This is a genomic window from Methylorubrum sp. SL192, assembly GCF_026672325.1.
Taxonomy (GTDB): Bacteria; Pseudomonadota; Alphaproteobacteria; order Rhizobiales; family Beijerinckiaceae; genus Methylobacterium; species Methylobacterium extorquens.
In genome coordinates this window covers 97,068-116,435 of the sequence record NZ_JAPPQV010000001.1, presented here as the reverse complement: position 1 = coordinate 116,435, position 19,368 = coordinate 97,068, and the positions used below count along the sequence as shown (strand labels likewise).

General features: G+C 66.6%; 10 protein-coding genes, 11 pseudogenes and 1 other annotated feature. Of the genes and pseudogenes, 14 read left to right on the top strand and 7 right to left on the bottom strand.

Annotated elements, in window-relative coordinates; all coding sequences use genetic code 11:
- Positions 1 to 73: 73 nt before the first annotated feature.
- Together repB and repC are read left to right on the top strand one after the other, a co-directional pair.
- Complete coding sequence (gene repB, locus OVA30_RS00660; protein WP_253374188.1) at positions 74 to 925, top strand: plasmid partitioning protein RepB; 852 nt, start codon at positions 74 to 76, stop codon at positions 923 to 925.
- Positions 926 to 1,133: 208 nt separating this feature from the next.
- Positions 1,134 to 2,393, top strand: coding sequence for a plasmid replication protein RepC (gene repC, locus OVA30_RS00655; RefSeq protein WP_268174245.1), 1,260 nt, complete (start codon positions 1,134 to 1,136; stop codon positions 2,391 to 2,393).
- A 6-nt stretch (positions 2,394 to 2,399) separates the two neighbouring features.
- Here the strand turns inward: repC and OVA30_RS00650 are convergent.
- Positions 2,400 to 2,867: pseudogene (locus OVA30_RS00650) on the bottom strand (IS5 family transposase); the annotation flags it as partial.
- Between the two features lie 80 nt (positions 2,868 to 2,947).
- On the opposite strand from OVA30_RS00650, the pseudogene OVA30_RS00645 reads away from it, so the two are divergent.
- Positions 2,948 to 3,958: pseudogene (locus OVA30_RS00645) on the top strand (IS110 family transposase); the annotation flags it as partial.
- 22 nt (positions 3,959 to 3,980) lie between these two features.
- Positions 3,981 to 4,511, top strand: a pseudogene (locus OVA30_RS00640) (IS630 family transposase); the annotation flags it as partial.
- A 139-nt stretch (positions 4,512 to 4,650) separates the two neighbouring features.
- On the opposite strand, the pseudogene OVA30_RS00635 reads toward OVA30_RS00640, so the two are convergent.
- A pseudogene (locus OVA30_RS00635) lies at positions 4,651 to 5,437 on the bottom strand (IS3 family transposase); the annotation flags it as partial.
- Positions 5,171 to 5,309, bottom strand: a sequence feature (AL1L pseudoknot). (Overlaps the previous pseudogene by 139 nt.)
- Positions 5,438 to 5,567: 130 nt before the next feature.
- On the opposite strand from OVA30_RS00635, the pseudogene OVA30_RS00630 reads away from it, so the two are divergent.
- Positions 5,568 to 6,365, top strand: a pseudogene (locus tag OVA30_RS00630) (IS3 family transposase); the annotation flags it as partial.
- 137 nt (positions 6,366 to 6,502) lie between these two features.
- Here the strand turns inward: OVA30_RS00630 and OVA30_RS00625 are convergent.
- Complete coding sequence (locus OVA30_RS00625; RefSeq protein WP_253471783.1) at positions 6,503 to 6,778, bottom strand: hypothetical protein; 276 nt, start codon at positions 6,776 to 6,778, stop codon at positions 6,503 to 6,505.
- Between the two features lie 320 nt (positions 6,779 to 7,098).
- Positions 7,099 to 7,350: a hypothetical protein gene (locus OVA30_RS00620; protein ID WP_253374191.1), complete on the bottom strand. Its 252-nt coding sequence runs from the start codon at positions 7,348 to 7,350 to the stop codon at positions 7,099 to 7,101.
- Between the two features lie 139 nt (positions 7,351 to 7,489).
- On the opposite strand from OVA30_RS00620, the pseudogene OVA30_RS00615 reads away from it, so the two are divergent.
- The 3 pseudogenes from OVA30_RS00615 to OVA30_RS00605 form a co-directional block, all read left to right on the top strand.
- Positions 7,490 to 7,615: pseudogene (locus OVA30_RS00615) on the top strand (IS3 family transposase); the annotation flags it as partial.
- Positions 7,615 to 7,782: pseudogene (locus OVA30_RS00610) on the top strand (integrase core domain-containing protein); the annotation flags it as partial. The pseudogenes OVA30_RS00615 and OVA30_RS00610, both read left to right, overlap by 1 nt.
- Before the next feature lie 48 nt (positions 7,783 to 7,830).
- Positions 7,831 to 8,190, top strand: a pseudogene (locus OVA30_RS00605) (transposase); the annotation flags it as partial.
- A gap of 208 nt (positions 8,191 to 8,398) precedes the next feature.
- Here OVA30_RS00605 and OVA30_RS00600 read toward each other — a convergent pair.
- The gene (locus OVA30_RS00600) at positions 8,399 to 9,427 is read right to left on the bottom strand and encodes an IS110 family transposase (protein ID WP_261926093.1); all 1,029 of its coding nucleotides are present in this window, start codon (positions 9,425 to 9,427) and stop codon (positions 8,399 to 8,401) included.
- A gap of 63 nt (positions 9,428 to 9,490) precedes the next feature.
- On the opposite strand from OVA30_RS00600, the pseudogene OVA30_RS00595 reads away from it, so the two are divergent.
- The 5 genes and pseudogenes from OVA30_RS00595 to OVA30_RS00575 all read left to right on the top strand — a co-directional run.
- Positions 9,491 to 9,952: pseudogene (locus OVA30_RS00595) on the top strand (IS5 family transposase); the annotation flags it as partial.
- A gap of 233 nt (positions 9,953 to 10,185) precedes the next feature.
- Positions 10,186 to 11,079 (top strand): annotated as a pseudogene (locus OVA30_RS00590) (IS110 family transposase).
- Positions 11,080 to 11,603: 524 nt separating this feature from the next.
- Complete coding sequence (locus OVA30_RS00585) at positions 11,604 to 12,428, top strand: hypothetical protein (RefSeq protein WP_253374192.1); 825 nt, start codon at positions 11,604 to 11,606, stop codon at positions 12,426 to 12,428.
- Between the two features lie 400 nt (positions 12,429 to 12,828).
- Positions 12,829 to 14,784, top strand: coding sequence for a methyl-accepting chemotaxis protein (locus OVA30_RS00580; RefSeq protein ID WP_253386693.1), 1,956 nt, complete (start codon positions 12,829 to 12,831; stop codon positions 14,782 to 14,784).
- A gap of 177 nt (positions 14,785 to 14,961) precedes the next feature.
- Positions 14,962 to 16,145, top strand: a protein-coding gene (locus tag OVA30_RS00575) for an IS3-like element ISMex5 family transposase (protein ID WP_268174244.1) whose coding sequence is annotated in 2 segments (ribosomal slippage) — positions 14,962 to 15,226 and positions 15,226 to 16,145 — 1,185 coding nt in all. Because the reading frame shifts where the segments join, the coding sequence is not laid out codon by codon here.
- Positions 16,146 to 16,183: 38 nt separating this feature from the next.
- Here the strand turns inward: OVA30_RS00575 and OVA30_RS00570 are convergent.
- Positions 16,184 to 16,306: pseudogene (locus OVA30_RS00570) on the bottom strand (transposase); the annotation flags it as partial.
- A gap of 192 nt (positions 16,307 to 16,498) precedes the next feature.
- Here OVA30_RS00570 and OVA30_RS00565 point away from each other — a divergent pair.
- Positions 16,499 to 17,026: a phenolic acid decarboxylase gene (locus tag OVA30_RS00565; RefSeq protein WP_253374194.1), complete on the top strand. Its 528-nt coding sequence runs from the start codon at positions 16,499 to 16,501 to the stop codon at positions 17,024 to 17,026.
- A 782-nt stretch (positions 17,027 to 17,808) separates the two neighbouring features.
- On the opposite strand, the gene OVA30_RS00560 is transcribed toward OVA30_RS00565, so the two are convergent.
- Positions 17,809 to 19,212 (bottom strand): amidohydrolase family protein, encoded by a 1,404-nt coding sequence (locus tag OVA30_RS00560; protein WP_209688055.1) that lies wholly within the window; start codon positions 19,210 to 19,212, stop codon positions 17,809 to 17,811.
- Positions 19,213 to 19,368 lie beyond the last annotated feature (156 nt).

Below are 19,368 nucleotides of genomic sequence, written 5' to 3'. Positions count from 1 at the left end.
AACGGCTTCACCCCCTGTAGCAGGTGCTACAGCCCCGCCCCCGCCTGAGAAGCGATCTGGGGCTGCGCGTTCCATGGCTTCCCTCTGGCTCGCGCAGACAGCCCCCGCTCTCGCGGAAGACGGGGTTGTCGAACTGGACCCCAACCTCTGCGACCCGTCCGCCATCGCCGACCGGGTGCCGGACGCCACCGATGCGGCCTTTACCGCCTTCGTGGACCAGGTCCGGGAGGAAGGCCAGCACACGCCGATCCTTGTGCGCAAGCATCCAGCGGCGCCGGGACGCTACGAGATCGCCTACGGGCGCCGCCGCACGCGCGCGGCCCGCGAGATCGGCAAGCCAGTCCGGGCTGTGGTGCGAGACCTGAGCGACGCCGAACTGGTCGTGGCGCAGGGTTCCGAGAACCTGGCCCGCGAGGATCTGAGTTACATCGAGCGGGCCCACTTCGCCCGGAACATGGAGCAGGCCGGCGTCGCGCGTGAGGTGATCCTGAAGGCCATGGGCGTTCATCGCCCGGACCTCGTGAACTACCTCGCGGTGGCGGAGGCGATCCCCGCACCCGTGCTCGCCGCGATCGGGCCAGCGCCGAAGATCGGCCGCCCGCGCTGGCTCACGCTCGCCGACCGGATTCAGGGCGCATCACCGGAGCAGGTCGATACCGCCCTCGCCTCCCCGGACCTTGCCGGTAAGCCGTCGGACGAGCGATTCGCCGTGGTGCTGACCGCGCTCACCGCGGCGCCGAAGCCGGCTCGCAAGCCGAAGGGTGAAACGATGAAAGACTCCAAGGGGATGAAATTCGCCCGTGTCGAGCGCAGCACGTCCGGCGTGCGCGTGACGACCGACGAGAAGATCGAGCCCGGATTCGGCGACTACCTTGCCGGCCGGCTTCACGAGATCCTTGCCGCCTACCGGGCGAGCAAGGGCTAACCCCGCCGATCCACCACCAACAGGAAGGAGACGAGGACACCGTCAAAAGAAAGGGCCCACCGAACCGAAGTGCGGCAGACCCCCTCTCTGTAGTCCTGGCAGACCCAGAGAATCACATCTCCCGGCACATCGCAAGGCTGAACACCGCCGACCGCGCGTGATTGCGTGACGGCGAACGCCCCATCTTGGCCCGGTACTCGATCCGAGCATGCTCCACATTACGACGCCCTTCGGGCGGCGATCGTTGACGGCTGCGCAAGTGCGAGCGCAGGCGAACGCAGACTGCTGCCTGCGCGAGACCACCGTCCAGAAGTGGACCGTGCTCCGCGACATCACCGAGGCGCGCGCGCAGCTCGGCCTCTCGTCGCCGAGCCTCGCCGTGCTCGACGCGCTGGCAAGCTTCCTGCCAGAGACCGCGCTGCAGATCGGGGAGGGGCCCGGGCTCGTCGTCTTCCCGTCGAACCGGGCGCTGGGCTCGCGCACGCGCGGTATGGCCGAGTCCACGATCCGGCGCCATCTCGCCGCCCTGGTAGAGGCCGGCATCGTCATCCGCCGGGATAGCCCGAATGGAAAGCGCTACTGCCGGCGCGGGGCAGGGGGCCAAGTCGCACAGGCCTACGGCTTCGACCTCGCCCCGCTTGTCGCCCGCGCGTCCGAGTTCGCTGATTTAGCCGAGACCGTGCGCGCCGCGGCGATGGCGCTGCGCGTGGTCCGCGAGCGCGTTACGCTGCTGCGCCGGGACTGCGTGAAGCTGATCCAGGCTCTGGAGGCGGCGGAGGGCGCGCCGGGCGCCGCGGAGCCGTTGAGAGCCCGCTACGGCGCGATCCTGGGCGCCCTGCCCCGCGTGGCTGCCCGCGCCAATTTGGACGCGACTGCAGAGGCCCTGGCTGGGCTGGCGGCCGACGTGGGCAAGCTGTTGCTTGCGCATCAAGAAGTCGCGAATTCGAGCGGCAATGCCGGTCAGGATGAGCGGCACTGTCAGAATTCAAACCCCGAACTTTTTAGTTATGAACCAGCCTCCAAGATGGGGGGGAAGGGATCGACATCGCCCGGTCCGGTAAACGGCGCGCCGGCCGCACGCGGTGAGGCAGGGCAGGGGGCGGCCACCGCTCACCTCCCGACCCGCACCACTTACCCACTCGGTCTCGTCCTAGACGCATGCCCCGACATTCGGAGCTACGCTCGGGGCGGCATCGGCTCCTGGCGGGATCTCATCGACACCGCAGGTCTCGTCCGGTCCATACTTGGGATCAGCCCTCATGCTTGGGGCGAAGCCCGTGAGGTGATGGGCGATGATGCGGCAGCGGTGACACTTGCAGCGATCCTGCAGCGGGCTGAGCACATCAAGGCGCCGGGGGGCTACCTGCGCGCGCTGGTCGACCGGCAGCGGCGAGGAGAGTTCAGCCTGGGGCCGGTGCTGCAGGCGCTCAGCCGCGGCCGACTCGCACGCCGTGCTGCTGGTGGTTAAGAGCGCCTAACAGAACCGGTAGATCTGGTTGAGTGTGATGAGGCTTGCCGCGAGGGTGGTGAAGGCCTCCTAGATGTCGGCGCGGCGCTCGTAGCGGATGGGCAGGCGGCGGAAGCGGTTGAATTACGCGTAGGTGCGCTCGACCACCCATCGGTGTCGGCCAAGCCTCTCGCTGCTCTCGATGCCCTTGCGGGCGATGCGCGGAACGATCCCCCGCGCCCGGCACTCCTGCCGGCGCGCCTTGGCATCGTAGGCCTTGTCGGCGTGCAGCTTGTCAGGGCGTCGGCGCGGTCGGCCGCGCCGGCCCGCGCTCAGTGGCGGGATGGCATCGAGGGTCGGTGCCATCTCCGGGCTGTCGTGTCGGTTGGCCCCCGTCAGCCTCACCCCCAGCGGCGTGCCGCCGGCGTCGATGACGAGGTGGCGCTTCGTGCCCGGCTTGCCCCGGTCCGTCGGGTTCGGGCCGGTGGCAGCCCCCCTTTATGGATGGCCCGCCCCTCACCGGGCTGCCCTGCTAGCCTTGCAGGGTCGCTAAGTTGAAGGGACGGAGCGGGACGATGACGATCGCGGTGCTGGGGATCGATCTGGGCAAGAACAGCTGCAGCCTGGTCGGGCTGGACGCGGCGGGGCGGGTCGTGCTGCGCCGCCGGATGCGGCGCGAGACGGTGATCGCCTTCAGCGCGAAGTTGCCGGGGTGCGTCGTGGCAATGGAGGCGTGCTGCGGTGCGCACCACACGGGCCGAGCCCTCGTGGAGCAGGGGCACACGGTCCGACTGATGTCGCCGGAATACGTGCGCCCGTACGTCAAGGCGCAGAAGAACGACGACCGCGACGCCGAAGCCATCGCCGAGGCGGCCACCCGCCCAACGATGCGGTTCGTGGCGCTCAAATCCGAGGCGCAGCTCGACGTGCAGACCCTGCACCGGGTCCGCGACCAGCTCGTGGGCGAGCGCACGGCGCTGATGAACCAGGTCCGCGCCATCCTTCTGGAGCGCGGCTATGTCGTAGCGCAGGGGCGGGCCAAGCTGGCTGCCTGTCTAACCGAGTTACTCGACACGGAGGCGGTCTCCTCCCTCACAGCGCGCATGCGCACCCTTGTGGCGGAGGTGCGCGAGCGCTGGCAGAGCCTCGACCGGCGCATCGCCGCGCTGGATGCCGAGTTCGCCGAGCAGGCGCGCACGGACGAGAACGCGCGGCGGCTGACGACCATCCCGGGCATCGGCGCGCTCAACGCGACCGCGCTGGTTGCGGCCATCGGCGACGTGGCCACCTTCGCGCGCGGGCGCGACCTGGCAGCCTGGCTCGGCCTCGTACCGCGGCAGGTCACGACCGGAGGGAAGCCCAAGCTCGTCGGCATCACCAAGCGCGGCAGCAAGTACCTGCGCAAGACGCTCATCCAGGGCGCCCGGGCCGCGATGCAGACGCTCCGGCAGGGTGACACGCGGCTCGGGCAGTGGCTGCGCGGGTTGCTGGCGCGAGCGCACACCAACACGGCGGTGGTGGCCTTGGCAGCCAAGATGGCGCGCATCGTCTGGGCGCTGCTGCGCCACGGGCGCGTCTTTCAAGCTCTCCGCCGCGGATCGCCTTCGGTTGGAGGCCCTGGTCGCGGATCGAAACACGCCACAGAAGCACGTCTGGCGGGCTCGCATGGTGTTGCTTAGCGCCGATGGGCTCGGGACGCACGCGATCATGCGTGAGGCGGGCGTCTCCAAGACGGCGGTCTGGCGCTGGCAGGACCGCTTCGCGCAGGAAGGCGTCGCAGGGCTCCTGCGGGATAAGACGCGGCCGGCGCGCATCCCGCCGCTGGGGCCGGAGGTGGCTCTGACGCAGGAAGAGCCGCCCGGCGAGACCACGCATTGGACGGCCGCCGCCATGAGCAAGGTCGCGGCCATCAGCGTCTCGTCAGTGCAACGGATCTGGCGTGGGCATGGGCTGCAGCCGCATCGGGTCCGGCAGTTCAAGCTCTCCACCGACCCGGCCTTCGCCGCTAAACTGCGCGATGTCGTTGGGCTCTACGTCGACCCAACCGCCCATGCCGTCGTGCTCTCGGTCGACGAGAAGAGCCAAATTCAGGCGCTCGTCAGCACGCAGGACCCGTTGCCGATGGAACCAGGCCACGCCCTTCTCGGGTCACAGGCATCGGCGAGGTAAAACCTCACCGCAGGGCGTTCCCGGGCGGCCGACAGGTCCGGGGGAAGACACGATCGGTCGATCAGAGTGCGGGGCAGACCGCCCGGGAACTGGCGCCAATCTTCTGACTGTCGCTATGGTGCACGAGCCCGCCGCCCTGGAGGGGACGACGTTCGTGCAGGGCCTGCTCCAGAGCGTCGAGCACGAAGGCGGCATGGAGCCCGGGAGACCCGCCAACCGACGATGCGCCGGGCATAGGCGTCGATCACGAAGGCCACGTATACAGAGCCGGTCCAGGTCGCGACGTAGGTGAAGTCGCCGACCCACAAGGCGTTGGGACGCGGGGCCTTGAACCGGCGGTTCACCCGGTCGAGCGGGCAGGCCGCGGCCGGGTCCGGGATGGTGGTGCGAACCTTCTTGCCCCGCACGATGCCCTGCAGCCCCATGACCCGCATCAGCCGGGCGACCGTGCAACGGTCCACCGCGATCCCTTCTCGACCGAGTTGCCGCCAGACCTTCCGCACTCCGTAGACGTGGAAGTTCTCCTCGAACACGCGCCGGATCTCGACCATGAGCGCCGCGTCCGAGCGAGCCCGAGCCGGCAGCTTGCCGGGATCGGCCCGCCGCGCGGCATGGGCGTGATAGGTTGACGGGGCGATCGGCAGCACGCGGCAGATCGGCCTCATCCTGAGGCTCTCGAAGGACGACCCCGTAGGCCTCCCGGTGATCGTCAATGACGGCGATCATGTCCGCGACCGGCGGTCGAGCTCCGCCATCGCGAAATGGGCCGACGCCTTCCTCAGGATCTCGTTGGCTTGGCGCAACTCGCGGTTCTCGCGCTCCAGTGCTTTGATCCGCTCGCGCTCGTCCGTCGTTGGTCCGGGCCACTGGCCCTGGTCCCGCTCGGCTTGACGGACCTTGTATAGCGACAGGGGCTCGCAATACCTCGCCGTACGCTACACGGAGCGGCTGGCGGAGGCGGGGGTCGAGCCCTCGGTCGGCAGCGTCGGGGACAGGCCGGGCGAAGAAGCGCGACAGGCTGCTCGTGCTCGCCTGGATGCCGTGAGCGAGCGGCGCGGCTGCGCCGCGCTCGGCGTCGGCCGGTCGAGCATCCGCTACCGCGCGACCAAGCCCGATCAGGCACCGCTGCGGATGCGCATCTGTGATCTGGCCAAGAGCCGGGTGCGCTACGGCTACTTCCGAATCTACATCCTGCTGCGCCGGGAGGGTTGGCGGGTGAATCACAAGAGGGTCCACCGTCTCTACCGGGACGAGGGGCTGAGCCTGCGGCTCAAGCGACCGCGCCGGCACGTCAGCGCGGCACACCTTGAGCGTCAGCCTGCTGCGCTCCAGCCGAACGAACGCTGGTCGATGGACTTCGTCTCCGACGCGCTGTTCGACGGCCGCCGGCTGCGGGCCCTGACGGTCGTCGATACGTTCACGCGCGAGGCTCTGGCGATCGAGGTCGACCAGGGCATCAAAGGCGAACAGGTCGTGGCTGTCGTCGGCCGCTTGGCGCTGCTGCGCGGAGCACCGTGCGCGATTCAAGTCGATAACGGGCCTGAGTTCGTCTCGAAAGCCCTCGACCGCTGGGCCTACGAGAACGGTGTCACGTTGGACTTCTCGCGCCCTGGCAAGCCGACCGACAACGCACTGGTCGAGTCGTTCAACGGCCGCCTGCGCGACGAGTGCCTGAACGCGAACTGGTTCTTGTCGTTGGCTGACGCGAGGAGCAAGATCGAGACGTGGCGGCGGCACTACAACGAGAGGCGTCCTCACACCGCCCTGGGGTGGCGAACGCCCCAGGAATTCGCCCTGGCGGCGGCCCTGCAGCCCGCCGAATGAGACCCGGAGGCTCACCTTTCGGCCGGACCAAGATCCGGGGGACCCTCATTACAGCCCGAGAACTTGCGTAGGTCGTGGACCACAAACGGGGTCAACTCCACAAAGGCTCAAAAGCCTCCTTCAAGGAGGATCACTTTTCAGGGGGCAGGCCAGTAACGGAACGACCGGAACGTCCCGTCGATGTCGAGGGCGAGCAAGCGCGTGCCGGCGATGGCCAGCATGATTGCACCCCATGTTTCCTCCGGCATCCGTGCCGCCATCACGGACCACGCGGTGGACGGGGGAAACGACGCGGGGGGACTGACCAGCGTCCACCCAAGCTGCAACAGCAGAACGGCTGCAAACCATTCGGTGATCCGCGTCTTGAAATGGCCGGTGATCCCGGCGGTGATGCGTTTGACCATGGTGAGCATGTCACGGCGCCTTGTGGCCCGGGCCCATCGCGCGATGGCTGGGTCGAGCCGTGACAAGGCGTGCATCATGGCGGCCTCCGCCGACGGGCAGGTGGTTGGGGCATCCCCGCGCCCGACGTTCCCGGGAATCGGGGCCGGGCGGGGAGGGCAATAGGGGAGGGGGGGTTCATTTCGCGAGGTCACGGCGCACGGCGTGATTCCAGGCGAGCGCTCGTTCCCCACAGCGGGTTTTGGCCCGGTCGAGCACCTTGGCCGTCCCGATGATCCGCACGATGTCGGCGCGGGTGCCAGCAAGACCCGTAAGCCGGAAGGGACCGGGATCATCGGCCCAGCAGCGTTGCGATCAGACCCTGCAGGAGAACGACCTCCACGCCCGCCTCGGCCCGCAGCCGATGACCGCCGGCCATCTCGATCTCGATGGCACTGGGGCGGAGCGGCTCGGCCCGGACAGGGGAGGGCGGTGCCGGCAGCGCCAGCGGGATGAAGCCCAGGGGGACGACATCTCCGGTGCAGGCGCTCCAGCCCGCAGGGCACGGCGCCAGCTGAACCGCCCCGGTTTTCCCGGAGGCCATTTGGTTTGGGTCAGGCTGCCAAGGTTTGGACTTCGGTCTGGGCATAGTAGCGCGCTTCGGCCTCGGCGGGAGGTGACCTGACCGGATGGCTTTGGACCGGGCTGATTGAGAGGATCAGCCAGGACCGAAGGAGTTGGACATGCGGCGAGGACAGAAGACGAGCGCGGAGCAGGTCGTTTTGAAGCTGCGCCAGATCGAGGTGGAGACAGCTCAGGGCAAGAGTTTGGCGTTGGCGTGCAAGGAGGCGGAGATCTCCGAACAGAGCTGCGCGACGAGTGCCTGAGGCAGGAGATCTTCTACTCGCTGAGAGAAGCACAGGTCGTGATTGGCCTATGGCAGAACACATACAACCGTGTCCGGCCGCACTCGTCCCTGGGCTACCGGCCGCCCGCGCCTGTCAGCTTCCCTGATCTAGGGCCTGTCGTCGCCTGAACGGATTGTCGGTGCTCGCGTTTTCTCGTTTTCAAGTGAGGAGACGTGATGCTGTCAGACGCGCAGTGGGGTGAGTTGGAGCCGTTGATCGAGGCCTGCCGCCCGAAGGCCAAGACACCGCCCAAGGAGCTTCGGCGGACGATCTCTGCGATCCTCTGGCGACATCAGAACGGGGCGAAGTGGCGCGCCATCCCCGAGGAGTTGGGGCCCTGGTGGCAGGCGGCACAGATCTTCATCCGCTGGGCACGCGCCGGGGTGTGGGAGCGGCTGCTCGATCGCGTGCAGGAGCGCGGCGTCGCGCTGGGCATGGTCTTCCTTGACGGCAGCAACGTGCGGGCGCACCAGAAAGCGGCAGGTGCCGCAAAACGTATGGCCCGCCCCGTCCGCAAGTGGCTCGGATCCGCTGGTCTGTGCAGTCTGCATAAACGTATCCGGCCTTCCGGCAGCGCCGTTGGCCAAGATGGAGATCCGCGCGTCCTGGGCCTCATAAAGGGGTCGGCGTCGAGCGCCATTTTTGCGGAGAGGCTTCCAGAACACCGGTCGACTGTCAGGCCATCTTCCTCTCACCGCCCGCAGACATCGAAAGGCCGGCGCGTCCGCGCCGGCCGAACTCGGATCAGGCGGCCACGGCCGCCGGCTCGTAGACCCGCCCGTGGCGCAGCAGCGCCCAGACGATGCGCGCCATCTTGGCCGCCAGGGCGACCACCGCCGTGTTGACGTGCGACCGCGCCAGCAGCCCGCGCAGCCACTGCCCGAGATGGGTGTCGCTCTGGCGCAGCGAGGGCAGCGCGGCGCGGGCACCCTGGACCAGCGTCTTGCGCAGGTACTTGCTGCCGCGCTTGGTGATGCCGACGAGCCGAGGCTTCCCGCCGGTCGTCACCTGCCGCGGTACGAGACCAAGCCAAGCCGCTAGATCGCGCCCGCGGGCGAAGCTGGCCACGTCGCCGATGGCCGCCACCAGCGCGGTCGCGTTAAGTGCGCCGATGCCCGGGATCGTGGTCAGCCGACGAGCGTCCTCGTTGATGCGGGCCTGCTCAGCGAACTCGGCGTCGAGCGCGGCGATGCGCTGGTCGAGCTCCTGCCAGCGTTCGCGCACCTCGGCCATGAGGGTGCGCATGCGCGGTGTGAGCGACGCGCCCGCGTCTGTGTCCAGCAACGCGGCCAGGCAAGCGGTGAGCTTGGCGCGCCCCTGCGCCACGACGTGGCCACGCTCCAGCAGGACGGAACGGATCTGGTTGGTCAGCGCCGTGCGCTCGCCCACGAGCTGGTCGCGGACCCGGTGCAGGGTCTGCACGTCGAGCTGCGCCTCGGACTTGAGTGCCACGAAGCGCATCGTCGGGCGTGTGGCCGCCTCGGCGATGGCCTCGGCGTCGCGGTCGTCGTTCTTCTGCGCCTTGACGTAGGGGCGCACGTACTCCGGCGACATCAGCCGGACGGTGTGGCCTTGCTCGGCCAGGGCGCGGCCCATGTGATGGGCGCCGCAGCAGGCCTCCATCGCAACGACACACCCCGGCAGCTTCGCGCCGAAGGCGATCACCCCCTCGCGCCGCATGCGTCGGCGCAGCACGACCCGCCCCGCCGCGTCCAGCCCGACGAGGCTGCAGCTGTTCTTGCCCAGGTCGATCCCAAGAACCGCAATCGTCATCGTCCCGCTCCCTTCCTCATCTCGGCTACCCTGCAAGCCTAGCAGCGCAGTCCGGTGAGGGGCGGGCCATCCATAAAGGGGGGATCTGCGGCCGAGCGAGATGCTCGTGAAGCACTTGGCCGCTCTCGTGGCGGCTATGGCACCAAGGCTTGCGTGATCGCCGACGGGAGAGGCCGCGCCGTCACCTTCCGCATCGCTCCGGGGCAGGCCCACGAACTGCCTTACGCCATCCCGCTCCTCGACCGGTTGCCCGGCGTGCCCAAGTGGGTCGTGGGCGACCGCGGCTATTCCAGCCACGGCTTCCGCGAGCACATCTGGACCACCGGTGCACGCCCCGCGATCCCGACCAAGCGCAACGAGGAGCAACTCGCTTGTCCGGATTGGGTCTACAACAACCGCAACATCGTCGAGCGGCTATGGGCGCGCCTCAAGGAGTGGCGCGCCGTCGCCACACGCTACGAGAAGACCGCCGTCAGCTTCGCCGGTGTCCTCTGCCTCGCCGCAACGCTCGATTGGCTCAAGTGACAACAGGCCCTAGCCTTCCGCCTACCCATGGCAGCGGCCATGCAGTAGCCTCTTGTAACTTGATCCCAACCTCGCCGGGTATGCTCCTCGGCGCGGTTGCGGGTGAGAGACCGTTAGCCTCTGGGGCCACCAAGCCCGCAAGTGAGCCAGGGTCCTCGCCCGCCGTTCCATCGAACCCGAACAGTCGCTTGGGCCGCTCAACGCGAAGCCCGCTTGCGCAAGGATGGGATCAGATGGACGCTCCTGTTGTCGGGATCGACGTGGCCCGTGACCGCCTCGATATTCACGTTCATCCCTCTGGAGCGAACTTCGCCGTTGACCGTACGACCGAGGGCGTGGAGCAACTGTGCGAACGCCTCCGGCCCCTGAAGCCGAAGCTCGTCGTCCTGGAGGCAACCGGCGGTTTGGAAGCCATGGTGGCACGTGCTCTCACCACCTGGAGGCTGCCAGCCGTGATCGTGAACCCAGCACAGGTCCGTGCTTTCGCTCACGCCTTGGGCCAACGGGCCAAGACCGACCGCATCGACGCCACCGTGATCGCCCCGTTCGCGGCGGCCACCAACCCACCCGTTCGCGCTCGGGCCGATGCCAAGACTCAGGCCTTGGCTGATCGCGTCCGAGCGGCAGCGAGCGAGCCAAGCTCCATCGTGCATTCGAGACAGCGTCCGGCGCGTCATAGAGGCATTGGAGCAGGAGCAGGATGTAATCGACCGCTCGATCGATGCAGAGGTAGACCGGTCGCTGAATGGCGCAGGAAGGAGACCCTCCTGACCTCCGTTCCTGGTGTTGGACCGACGATCGCACGAACCCTGATCGCGGAGCTGCCCGAGCTTGGAAGTCTCAACGGAAAGCAAGTCGCCGCGCTGGTCGGCTTGGCCCCTTGGACGCGGCAATCCGGTCGGTGGCGAGGGAGGAGCTTCATCGCAGACGGCCGCGCACCTGTTCGCACGGCGCTGTTCATGGGTGCCCTGGTGGCCAGCCGTCACAACGCCGCGCTGAAAACCTTCCGCGACCGGCTCATCGCAGCCGGCAAGCCCAAGCTCGTCGCCCTGATTGCCACCGCTCGGAAGCTGATCACCATCCTCAACGCCATCCTAAGAGACGGAACGCCATGGCAACCCGCTTGACCAGCAAGACAGTCGCTCACTCGGCTCGGTCCAAAATACTGGTCAGGTCATGACCTCTCTCACCGGCCGGGAAGCCGGACTTTTTGACGGAAGTACTCGGATCCCGGATTCTTCCGGCGAATGGGGTATCGATCATCCAGATGAGCGCGCTCACATAAAATCCAGCAGATAGATAGAATTAAATTCTCTCGCAAGACGGACGCGCCCTATCAGATTATTAACCTAAAAATAACATATGATACTCAAACAGAGCGGGAGTTGTGAAGACATGATTTGAGGAGGGATGAATGACTGTCGGCTTACCCTTGAAGCGTCCGCTGGCGCTTCACCGGAGAACCACGCGAGGCGGATGGGGCAGTTTGGTGCGAGCCGGGGCGCTTCTAGTTAATTCTCTGCTGCTCTTTACAAGCGTTACGCCGGGTTGGGTGCAGGCGGAAGAACTGATCCAGGGCCCGTCGGGCGCCCCCCTAGGTCCCGAACCTCCAAAACCTTCCTCGCCCTTCTTCCGGTTCAGCGATACGCAGGTGACCTACACATACCTGAACGATCTCCGGCAGCCGGGCGTCACCGGTGGCCGAGCCGGACGCTCCATCGAAGGCCGCAGCGCTCCGGGCAACATGCTGAGCCTCACCCATCTCCATGGCTGGGAATACGGCACCAATTTCCTCAACATCGACCTGCGGCGCTACGGTTCGCAGATCCCGGCCGGCAGACCGCCCTATCCCGGACTGGCCACGACCTTCGATTACGGCCAGACCACCTTATTCCTGAGCTATCGCGGCACCTTGAGCGGCAACACCATGGCGGGAACTCCGCTCTTCATCCTGCCCGGCATCATCAAGGACGTGTCGCTGGCCTACGGCGTCGATCATCAGAGTGATAACACGCGGCTGTCGCTGCTGCGGACCCGGGCGATGGGCGGCCTCAGCTTCTCGTTCGATGTCCCAATCGGCTTCTTCAACCTCGCGGTGTTTGCCCAGAAGGATTGGTTCCGCTTTGCCGATTTGCTGCCGCCCCTTCGCCAGACTGGGACGGACATCGTGCCCCGCGTCGAAGCGACCTATCTGGTGCCACTGACGTTCACGGGCCTGCCGCTGTCGCTGACGGGCTTCGCCTCCTACAACCCGCCCCGCGGCGACGACCCGAAGGGCGGACGGCTGAAGGCCGAGGTTCTGATGCGCAGCAACCTCGTCCTCGACCTCGGCGAACTCCTCTACCAAAAGCCCAATCGCATGAAGGCCTTCATCGGCGTCCTGCATCAGAAGAATCTGCTCGGCGCCAATTCTCGCGTCGTTCCCGGGGCGCAATTCACCTCATTCCTCGCTGGCCTGAGCTTCTCCGTGTTCTGAAGCCGTCGCGCCTCGGCCCGCCGCAACGGTGGGCAGCTCAAGCGGAACTCCATCCCTAATCAACACCCCGTTCCGAAGCCGAGGTCGACTCTGCCTCGACGTCGGCACGCGCCTGGCTACCCTACTGTTAGACGGAGAGCAGCTTACTCACTCCCTGTCGATGTTATAAATAAAACCATCCAGCAATATCAATATATGTTAACCAATCCCAACCAATACTCCGCAAAACATGAATCTCAACATCGAGTTATGCAATATGCACGATAAATCTATTTCCGTTCGAACGTGCCTGTTCGCCGTTGTCGGCTTGCTCAGTATTGTTCTAATCGGCAGCGTCGGCAATCACCTTCTTGAAGCCTTGGCTGTCGTCAGGACATCGGAGGCGTCCAGGCATAGCGCGGTGGCAGACAAGGCCATCCTCCAGACGATGCAGGCGCTGAGATTGGAGCGGGGGATCGGTGCTCAAGCGCTTCAGGTCGGGCCGGATCAAGCGGGAGCGCTTCGCGAGAGAATCGGCAAGGCGCGGTCCGATATCGAGAAGCATCTAAAATCGATCGCGGCGCAGGCGCGCTACCTGGACGATGGCGCCTTCGATGCGCTCCTGATCGAAGCGCGCGCCGAGTATCATCGGCTGACCCTGCTTAGGTCGCCGGTCGATGAAGCGCTAACAAAGGAGGTTGGCGCGCGGGATGCCCTCCTCGCCGGAACCCTGACGGCGCAGGCGGACAAGACCCTCGGGAGCTTCGGGCAGCTCTCCGGGCACGTGGGCGAGAACATCAAGCGGATGACGCCAGCCGCCGCCTACCTTGTGAACATCAAGGCGGCGGCTTGGCACACCCGTTCCGCCGTCGGAGGCGTCTACGCGACCATCATCCGGGTCATCGCAGGGGGCAAGCCGCTGGCACCGGCCGAAGCGGCGTTCGTCGCCACCGAACTCGGCAGGACCGAGGCGCATTGGGGATATGTCAGGGCTCTGATGAGCCGTCCGGGCGTTCCGGACGAACTCCGGCAAGTCTACACAACGGCGCAGACGAGCATGTTCTCGCCGGAGAGCGCCGCGTTGCGCCAAGCCATGGGCGACGGCCTCGTTACCGGCACGTTCCCAATGCCGCTTAAAGACTTCCAGCGCGACACCGATGCGCGTCATCTCACCGTGCTCGCGGTCGCAACGACTGCCATGGACGCGGTGATCGCCGTGACCGAGGGGGCGGCGGCGAGTGCCGAGCGCGCGGTGCTGTTCGCCGTCGCCAGCATCGTGGCGGTGCTGATCGTCGCGCTCGGCGGCCTGGCCATCACGCAGTTCCGCGTGGTCAAGCCCCTGCTGGCGATGCAGGATACGATGGAAAGGCTCAGCCACAATCAGCTCGACGTGAGCGTTCCGTTCCTGCAGCGACGCGACGAGATCGGCGCGATGGCCGAGGCCGTGGCGGTCTTTAAAAAGAACCTAGTCCAGAACCGCAGCCTTGAGGAAGAGGCAGCCCTGGCCAGGGCCGGTGCCGAGGCGCAGCGCAAGCACGCCATGCGGCAGATGGCCGATTCCTTCGAGCAGGGTGTGAGCGGGATCATCGGCATGGTCGCGGCCGCTGCGGCGCAGCTCCAGGAGACGGCGCAGACTATGGCCGGAACCGCGACGCAGACGGCCAGCCGGTCCATCGACGTCGCCACGGCCGCCGAGCAGGCCTCGATGAACGTTAACACCGTCGCGGCGGCGGCCGAGGAACTCGGATCGTCGGTACTGGAGATCGGGCGGCAGGCCGACGGATCGATGCAACTGGCGCAGACGGCGGTCGGCGAAGCCGCGCAGACCGGCGCGCTGGTGCAGGATCTGAGCACGACGGCGGCGCGGATCGGAGACGTAATCGCCACGATCTCCGCCATCGCAGCGCAGACCAATCTGCTCGCGCTCAACGCCACGATCGAGGCCGCGCGGGCCGGCGAGGTGGGAAGGGGCTTCGCCGTGGTGGCCGCCGAGGTGAAGGAACTGGCGAACCAGACCGCACGGGCGACTGATGAGATCTCGGCTCAGATAACGCAGATCCGGGGCTCGACGGATGGGGCCGTGGGCGCGATCAGCGGGATCGCGATGCGCATCCGGGAGATCAGCGGCGTTGCGACATCGATCTCCGCCGCGGTGGAGGAGCAGGGCGCAGCCACGCAGGAGATCGTGCGCAACGTCGCCCAGGCGGCCGTCGGCACGCAGGAGGTGACGGGCCACATCACCGGCGTGGCCCAGGCTGCCGAGGCGACCGGTACGGCAGCCGACCAAGTGCTCGGTGCGGCCTCTGACCTCACGCGCCAGTCAAAGCAGCTCTCCGATCAGGTTACGAGGTTCTTGGAGAGCCTGCGCGCCGCATAGCGCAACATTCCGAAAGGCGGATCGCGGCTTTCGGGAACAGTCATGTAAGATCGGGAGCTTGGCGCCCTCGGACGTGTCAGGCGGAAAGACGTGCGTAGCGCAGTCCGTTGGATGATCCGCCCCCACTGAAGTGGTCCGCCCTGAGGTATGGCTTTTGAGCCAGATGAGGACGGACAGATGGGAACGAAGCGGCACAAGCCGGAAGACGTGGTCGCCAAGCTGCGGCAGGTGGATGTTCTGGTCTCGCAGGGCCAGAGCGTGGCGGAGGTGATCCGGGCCATCGGCGTGACGGAAGTGACCTACTACCGCTGGCGCAAGGAGTACGGCGGCCTGAAGAGCGATCAGGTTCGACGGATGAAGGACTTGGAGGTTGAGAACCAGCGGCTGCGCAAGGCGATTGCGGATCTCACCCTCGACAAGCTGATCCTGCAGGAGGCCGCTCGGGGAAACTGACCAGCCCCGCGCGCCGACGCGCCTGCATCGCGCATGTCATGAACGTCCTAGACGTCTCCGAGCGCCGCGCCTGTCGGGCGCTCGGGCAGCATCGCTCGACGCAGCGCAAGGTGCCGCGGGGAAGAGAGGATGAGGCCGCGCTGACAGCCGACCTCGTGGAACTGGCTCGCCAGTACGGGCGCTACGGCTACCGGAAGATCGGTGCATTGCTGAAGGCGGCGGGCTGGTTCGTCAACGACAAGCGGGTCGAACGGATCTGGCGGCGCGAGGGGCTGAAGGTCCCGTCTCGGCAGCCCAAGCGCGGCCGCATCTGGGACGGGGATGGTTCCTGCCTGCGATTGCGGGCGGAGCGTCGCGATCACGTCTGGTCCTACGACTTTGTCGAAGCCCGCACGCACGAGGGCCGCAAGTTCCGGATGCTGAACGTGGTCGATGAGTTCACGCGGGAGTGCCTGGCGATCCGCGTCGCACGCAAGCTGAAGGCGGCGGACGTGATCGACGTGCTGTCCGACCTGTTCATCCTGCGCGGCGTGCCCGGCCATATCCGCTCGGACAACGGTCCGGAGTTCATCGCCAAGTCCGTGCAGGCCTGGATCACCGATGTCGGCGCCAGAACAGCCTACATCGCACCCGGCTCGCCATGGGAGAACGGTTACGTCGAGAGCTTCAACGCACGACTACGGGACGAGCTTTTGAACGGTGAGATCTTCTACACGCTCAAGGAGGCGCAGATCGTGATCGAGAGTTGGCGTCTACACTACAACAGCGTGCGCCCGCACGCCTCGCTCGGCTACCGACCACCGGCCCCGGAGGTGTTCGTGCCGGCCTTCACCGCTTGGCCGGCTGCGCTCACCCGGTCGGCTCCGCCGGCCAAGCGACCCGTGGAGCAAAGGCCGACCCTGCACTAACTTAGAACTTGGACCACCGCGTGGGGGCCGATCATGGACACCTCGCGCAAGCTGTACTCACGCTGCCCCGCATCCTCGCGAAGCAGCGTCAGGTAAGGGGCGACCCGCGCCCATTCGTTATTGGAAACGTCGGACGGGTAGGCAGCGAGCGAGAAGGTCATGCCTCCTAATTTTGAGGCCTACACTCTCAGGTTCACACCAGCCTCTAGCTAAATTGGTGATCAGGCAGATCGATATTTGCATTTGAAGAGATATTGCTTTATGGGCATAGCGTTCGTTCAATAGAGCGAACAACTTCTACAAATTACACACTACAGCACTCAATTTATCTGTGATAATCTGGGAGAATACTGATGTCAAACGATCTTGGCCTTGACTTATCAAGCGACTTGTCTGATTTCGTTGGAACTCATTTTATCTATACATATGCCAATGGCTGGAAATATGAATGGTATGCTCGCAACGAGAAGACCTGCGATTACCGAATACACCAAGGCTTGGTCGGTGGCCGCTGGGTGACCAACCAAGCGATCGATCTCGTCCAACTCGCGCCGGACATGTATAAAATCGATTGGCACGAGCCCACCGGCACCTGCGTCAGCCTGTATTTTGATACGAAGCGCCGGCTGGTGCACGGCACCATCTTCTTCCCGCAGTGGATCGCGGGTGAAGGAGCACATCCCGAGAAGACGATCTGCTACCAGAATGACTTTATGGAAGATATGCACCGCTTCCGAGACGAAGGCCCGGCATACCCATACGTGGTCATCGGCGAGTTCGCCAAGATCACATTTATGGAGCGGCGTGGCCGCGACAACGACGAGGTCATCAACGCGGCCCCCGGCCAACTTCCTGCGGGCTATCTCGAACGCACGAACTGATCACGCCAAAGCGGATGACGGCATTCATTTGACCGAATGCCGTCGTCACACGATGAATCGTCAGTAGAGCATGTTACCGGAACGATATAGACACAGATGAATTTGCGCCAGTTTGTACCCTATACAACACACCTGGGTCGCATATTGAATGCCCGCTTCTGGTCAAATGGTCGGGGTCCGCTCACTGCCGCCAGCCTGAGTTGCTGGACGACTGACGACTGACCGCTCTCGGGATGCGCCAACGGCGGTCTTCATGGCTGGATGGGTCGCAAGCCGAAAGAGTGCCGTACGATTTCTAAGACAGGCGTGCCGGCCTCGGCCTTCCAGGCCGCGGTTCGGATCGCTGGAAACGCGATGGCCTTCACATCCTGGCAAATCTCGGTGCAGCTTTGGCCGTGGTGTTGCTCAATCTGATTGTTGATGGGAACGTCCGGAAACCGGGGCTGCCATCGCGCGTTGCTCGCGACTGCGGCAAGGGATTCTTGCACGTTCGGCGAGAGCCCGGACCGGGGCCGCCGGGCAAGAGCCCTCGGTCCGTTGGGCGAAGTCTTCGTCGGCGCCGCCGTTGAGCGGCCGATGGGATCACGGGGCCGGCGAATTGCGGACCGGCGCCTGTCCGGGGCGCGCAGATGGGCCTCGCAGGCGCTGGACGAGGCCGTGAAGCGCGCCCGTGGCGAGGCTTCCCGGCCCTCAGACCGGGTGCCCCATCGCGCGATCCAGGGCGCGACGCCTCTGGAGAGTGCGGCGCCGCTGGTAATATTCTAGCCGAGCGCGGGGGGTAGTCAGCCTGCCCGTGCGCGGACGCCTCGAAGGGACTGGCGCGCCCGGTCGAGGAGCGTCGCGGCATCGAAGCCGGCGAGCCGGCCGTCGCGCTTCACGAAGCGGCCCTCGACCATGACGGCGGCGACGTCCTCGGGGCGGGCCGAATAGACCAGCAGGGCCGACGGGTCGCCCCCGTCGAAGCCCGCGAGGTTCAGGGAGTCGAGCCGGACGAGTTGCAGGTCGGCGGCGCGGCCCGGCACGAGCGAACCGGTCTGTGCGTCGAGCCCGAGGGCCCGAGCACCGCCGGCCGTCGCCCATTCGAGGAGGTGGCGGGGCCGGACGGCGGTCTCGTCGCGCGCCGCGCCGGCCTGCGTGAGCGCTGCGAGGCGCATGAGGGCGAACATGTCCGTGGCGCCGGCGAGGGCGCTGCCGTCGATGCCGAAGCCGCGACGCCGGATGCCATCGAAGCGGTCGATCCGGGTCGGGCCGTAACCGACCCGGTGCTCGGTCAGCGGCGTCACCACCAGGCCGGCGCCGGCCTCCTCCAACGCGGCGAGCTGGTCGTCGCGCGCATCGGTTCCGTGGACGACCTGCAGCCCGGCATGCAGCATCCGTCGGGCGATCAGGGCATCGAACATCGCCGTCGCCCGGCCCGGGACGGTGCCGCTGACATGGACCTGCATCGGCAGGTCGAGGCGGCGGGCCGTCTCCCATTCCCTGGCCTTGATCGCCCAGGCCGCCGCATCGTCGAGGTCCTGCGGCAGGCGCCACGCCAGGCCCAGCGACAGGCGGCCGCCGACGGAGCGCTCGGCCCATCCCTGCTGCCACTCCGCGACATGGGCGAGATCGATGGGGTCCGCGTCGGTCTTGCTCTTCATGCCGTAGAGCAGCCTGGCCCGGACGGGCGCATCCTGCAGCGCCCGAAGGCCGGCCTCGGCATGGGCGCGGTCGCGCACGTTGTCGAAGAAGTCCGCCGTGGTGGTGATGCCGGAGGCGGCGCTCTCCACCGCGCTCAGCAGCATGCCGATATAGGTGTCCTCCGGCGTATAGTGAGCCAGGAGGCGGTTGGTGACGGTGAAGAAGGCGGTCTCGCGCGTGTTGCCGTACAGGCCCCGCATCTGGCTGATCGCGCCGTGGGTATGGGCATCAACGAAGCCCGGAAGCACGACCATGCCGCCGGCCTCGACCACCACGGCGCCTTCCGGCACCGCCAAGCCCCGCCCGATCCCGGCGATCCGTCCGTCGCGCACCAGGATGTCGGCGCCGGGCAGATCGCCCAGCCCGGCATCCATGGTCATGACGTAGCCGCCCCGGATCAGTGTGACGCCGCCCGGCAGACCGTCGGCCGCCCGCGCATCGCTCGCCGCGCCCACGAGCACGACGCCGCCGAGAGCTTTCCCCAGGTCGCGCCGACTGATGTCCATCGCCTCGACATGCCCCGTTCCGAACCGCTGCCGTACCCGACATAGGGCGTCGGCCCAACGATCATCGTCGCCGGATCGCGGAGGGTGTCTTTCCGTTCCGGCCAGTTCGCCAGGCCCTCGACGCGCGTTGAGGGCGTTGAAGCTCGAAGCGCGGGC

Bases quoted from the DNA above. Each gene is read 5' to 3' on its own strand.
- repB (WP_253374188.1), top strand. From the start codon at position 74: ATGGCTTCCCTCTGGCTCGCGCAGACAGCCCCCGCTCTCGCGGAAGAC.
- repC (WP_268174245.1), top strand. From the start codon at position 1,134: ATGCTCCACATTACGACGCCCTTCGGGCGGCGATCGTTGACGGCTGCG.
- OVA30_RS00625 (WP_253471783.1), bottom strand. From the start codon at position 6,778: ATGCTCACCATGGTCAAACGCATCACCGCCGGGATCACCGGCCATTTC.
- OVA30_RS00620 (WP_253374191.1), bottom strand. From the start codon at position 7,350: ATGGCCTCCGGGAAAACCGGGGCGGTTCAGCTGGCGCCGTGCCCTGCG.
- OVA30_RS00600 (WP_261926093.1), bottom strand. From the start codon at position 9,427: ATGACGATTGCGGTTCTTGGGATCGACCTGGGCAAGAACAGCTGCAGC.
- OVA30_RS00565 (WP_253374194.1), top strand. From the start codon at position 16,499: ATGTCAAACGATCTTGGCCTTGACTTATCAAGCGACTTGTCTGATTTC.
- OVA30_RS00560 (WP_209688055.1), bottom strand. From the start codon at position 19,212: ATGGACATCAGTCGGCGCGACCTGGGGAAAGCTCTCGGCGGCGTCGTG.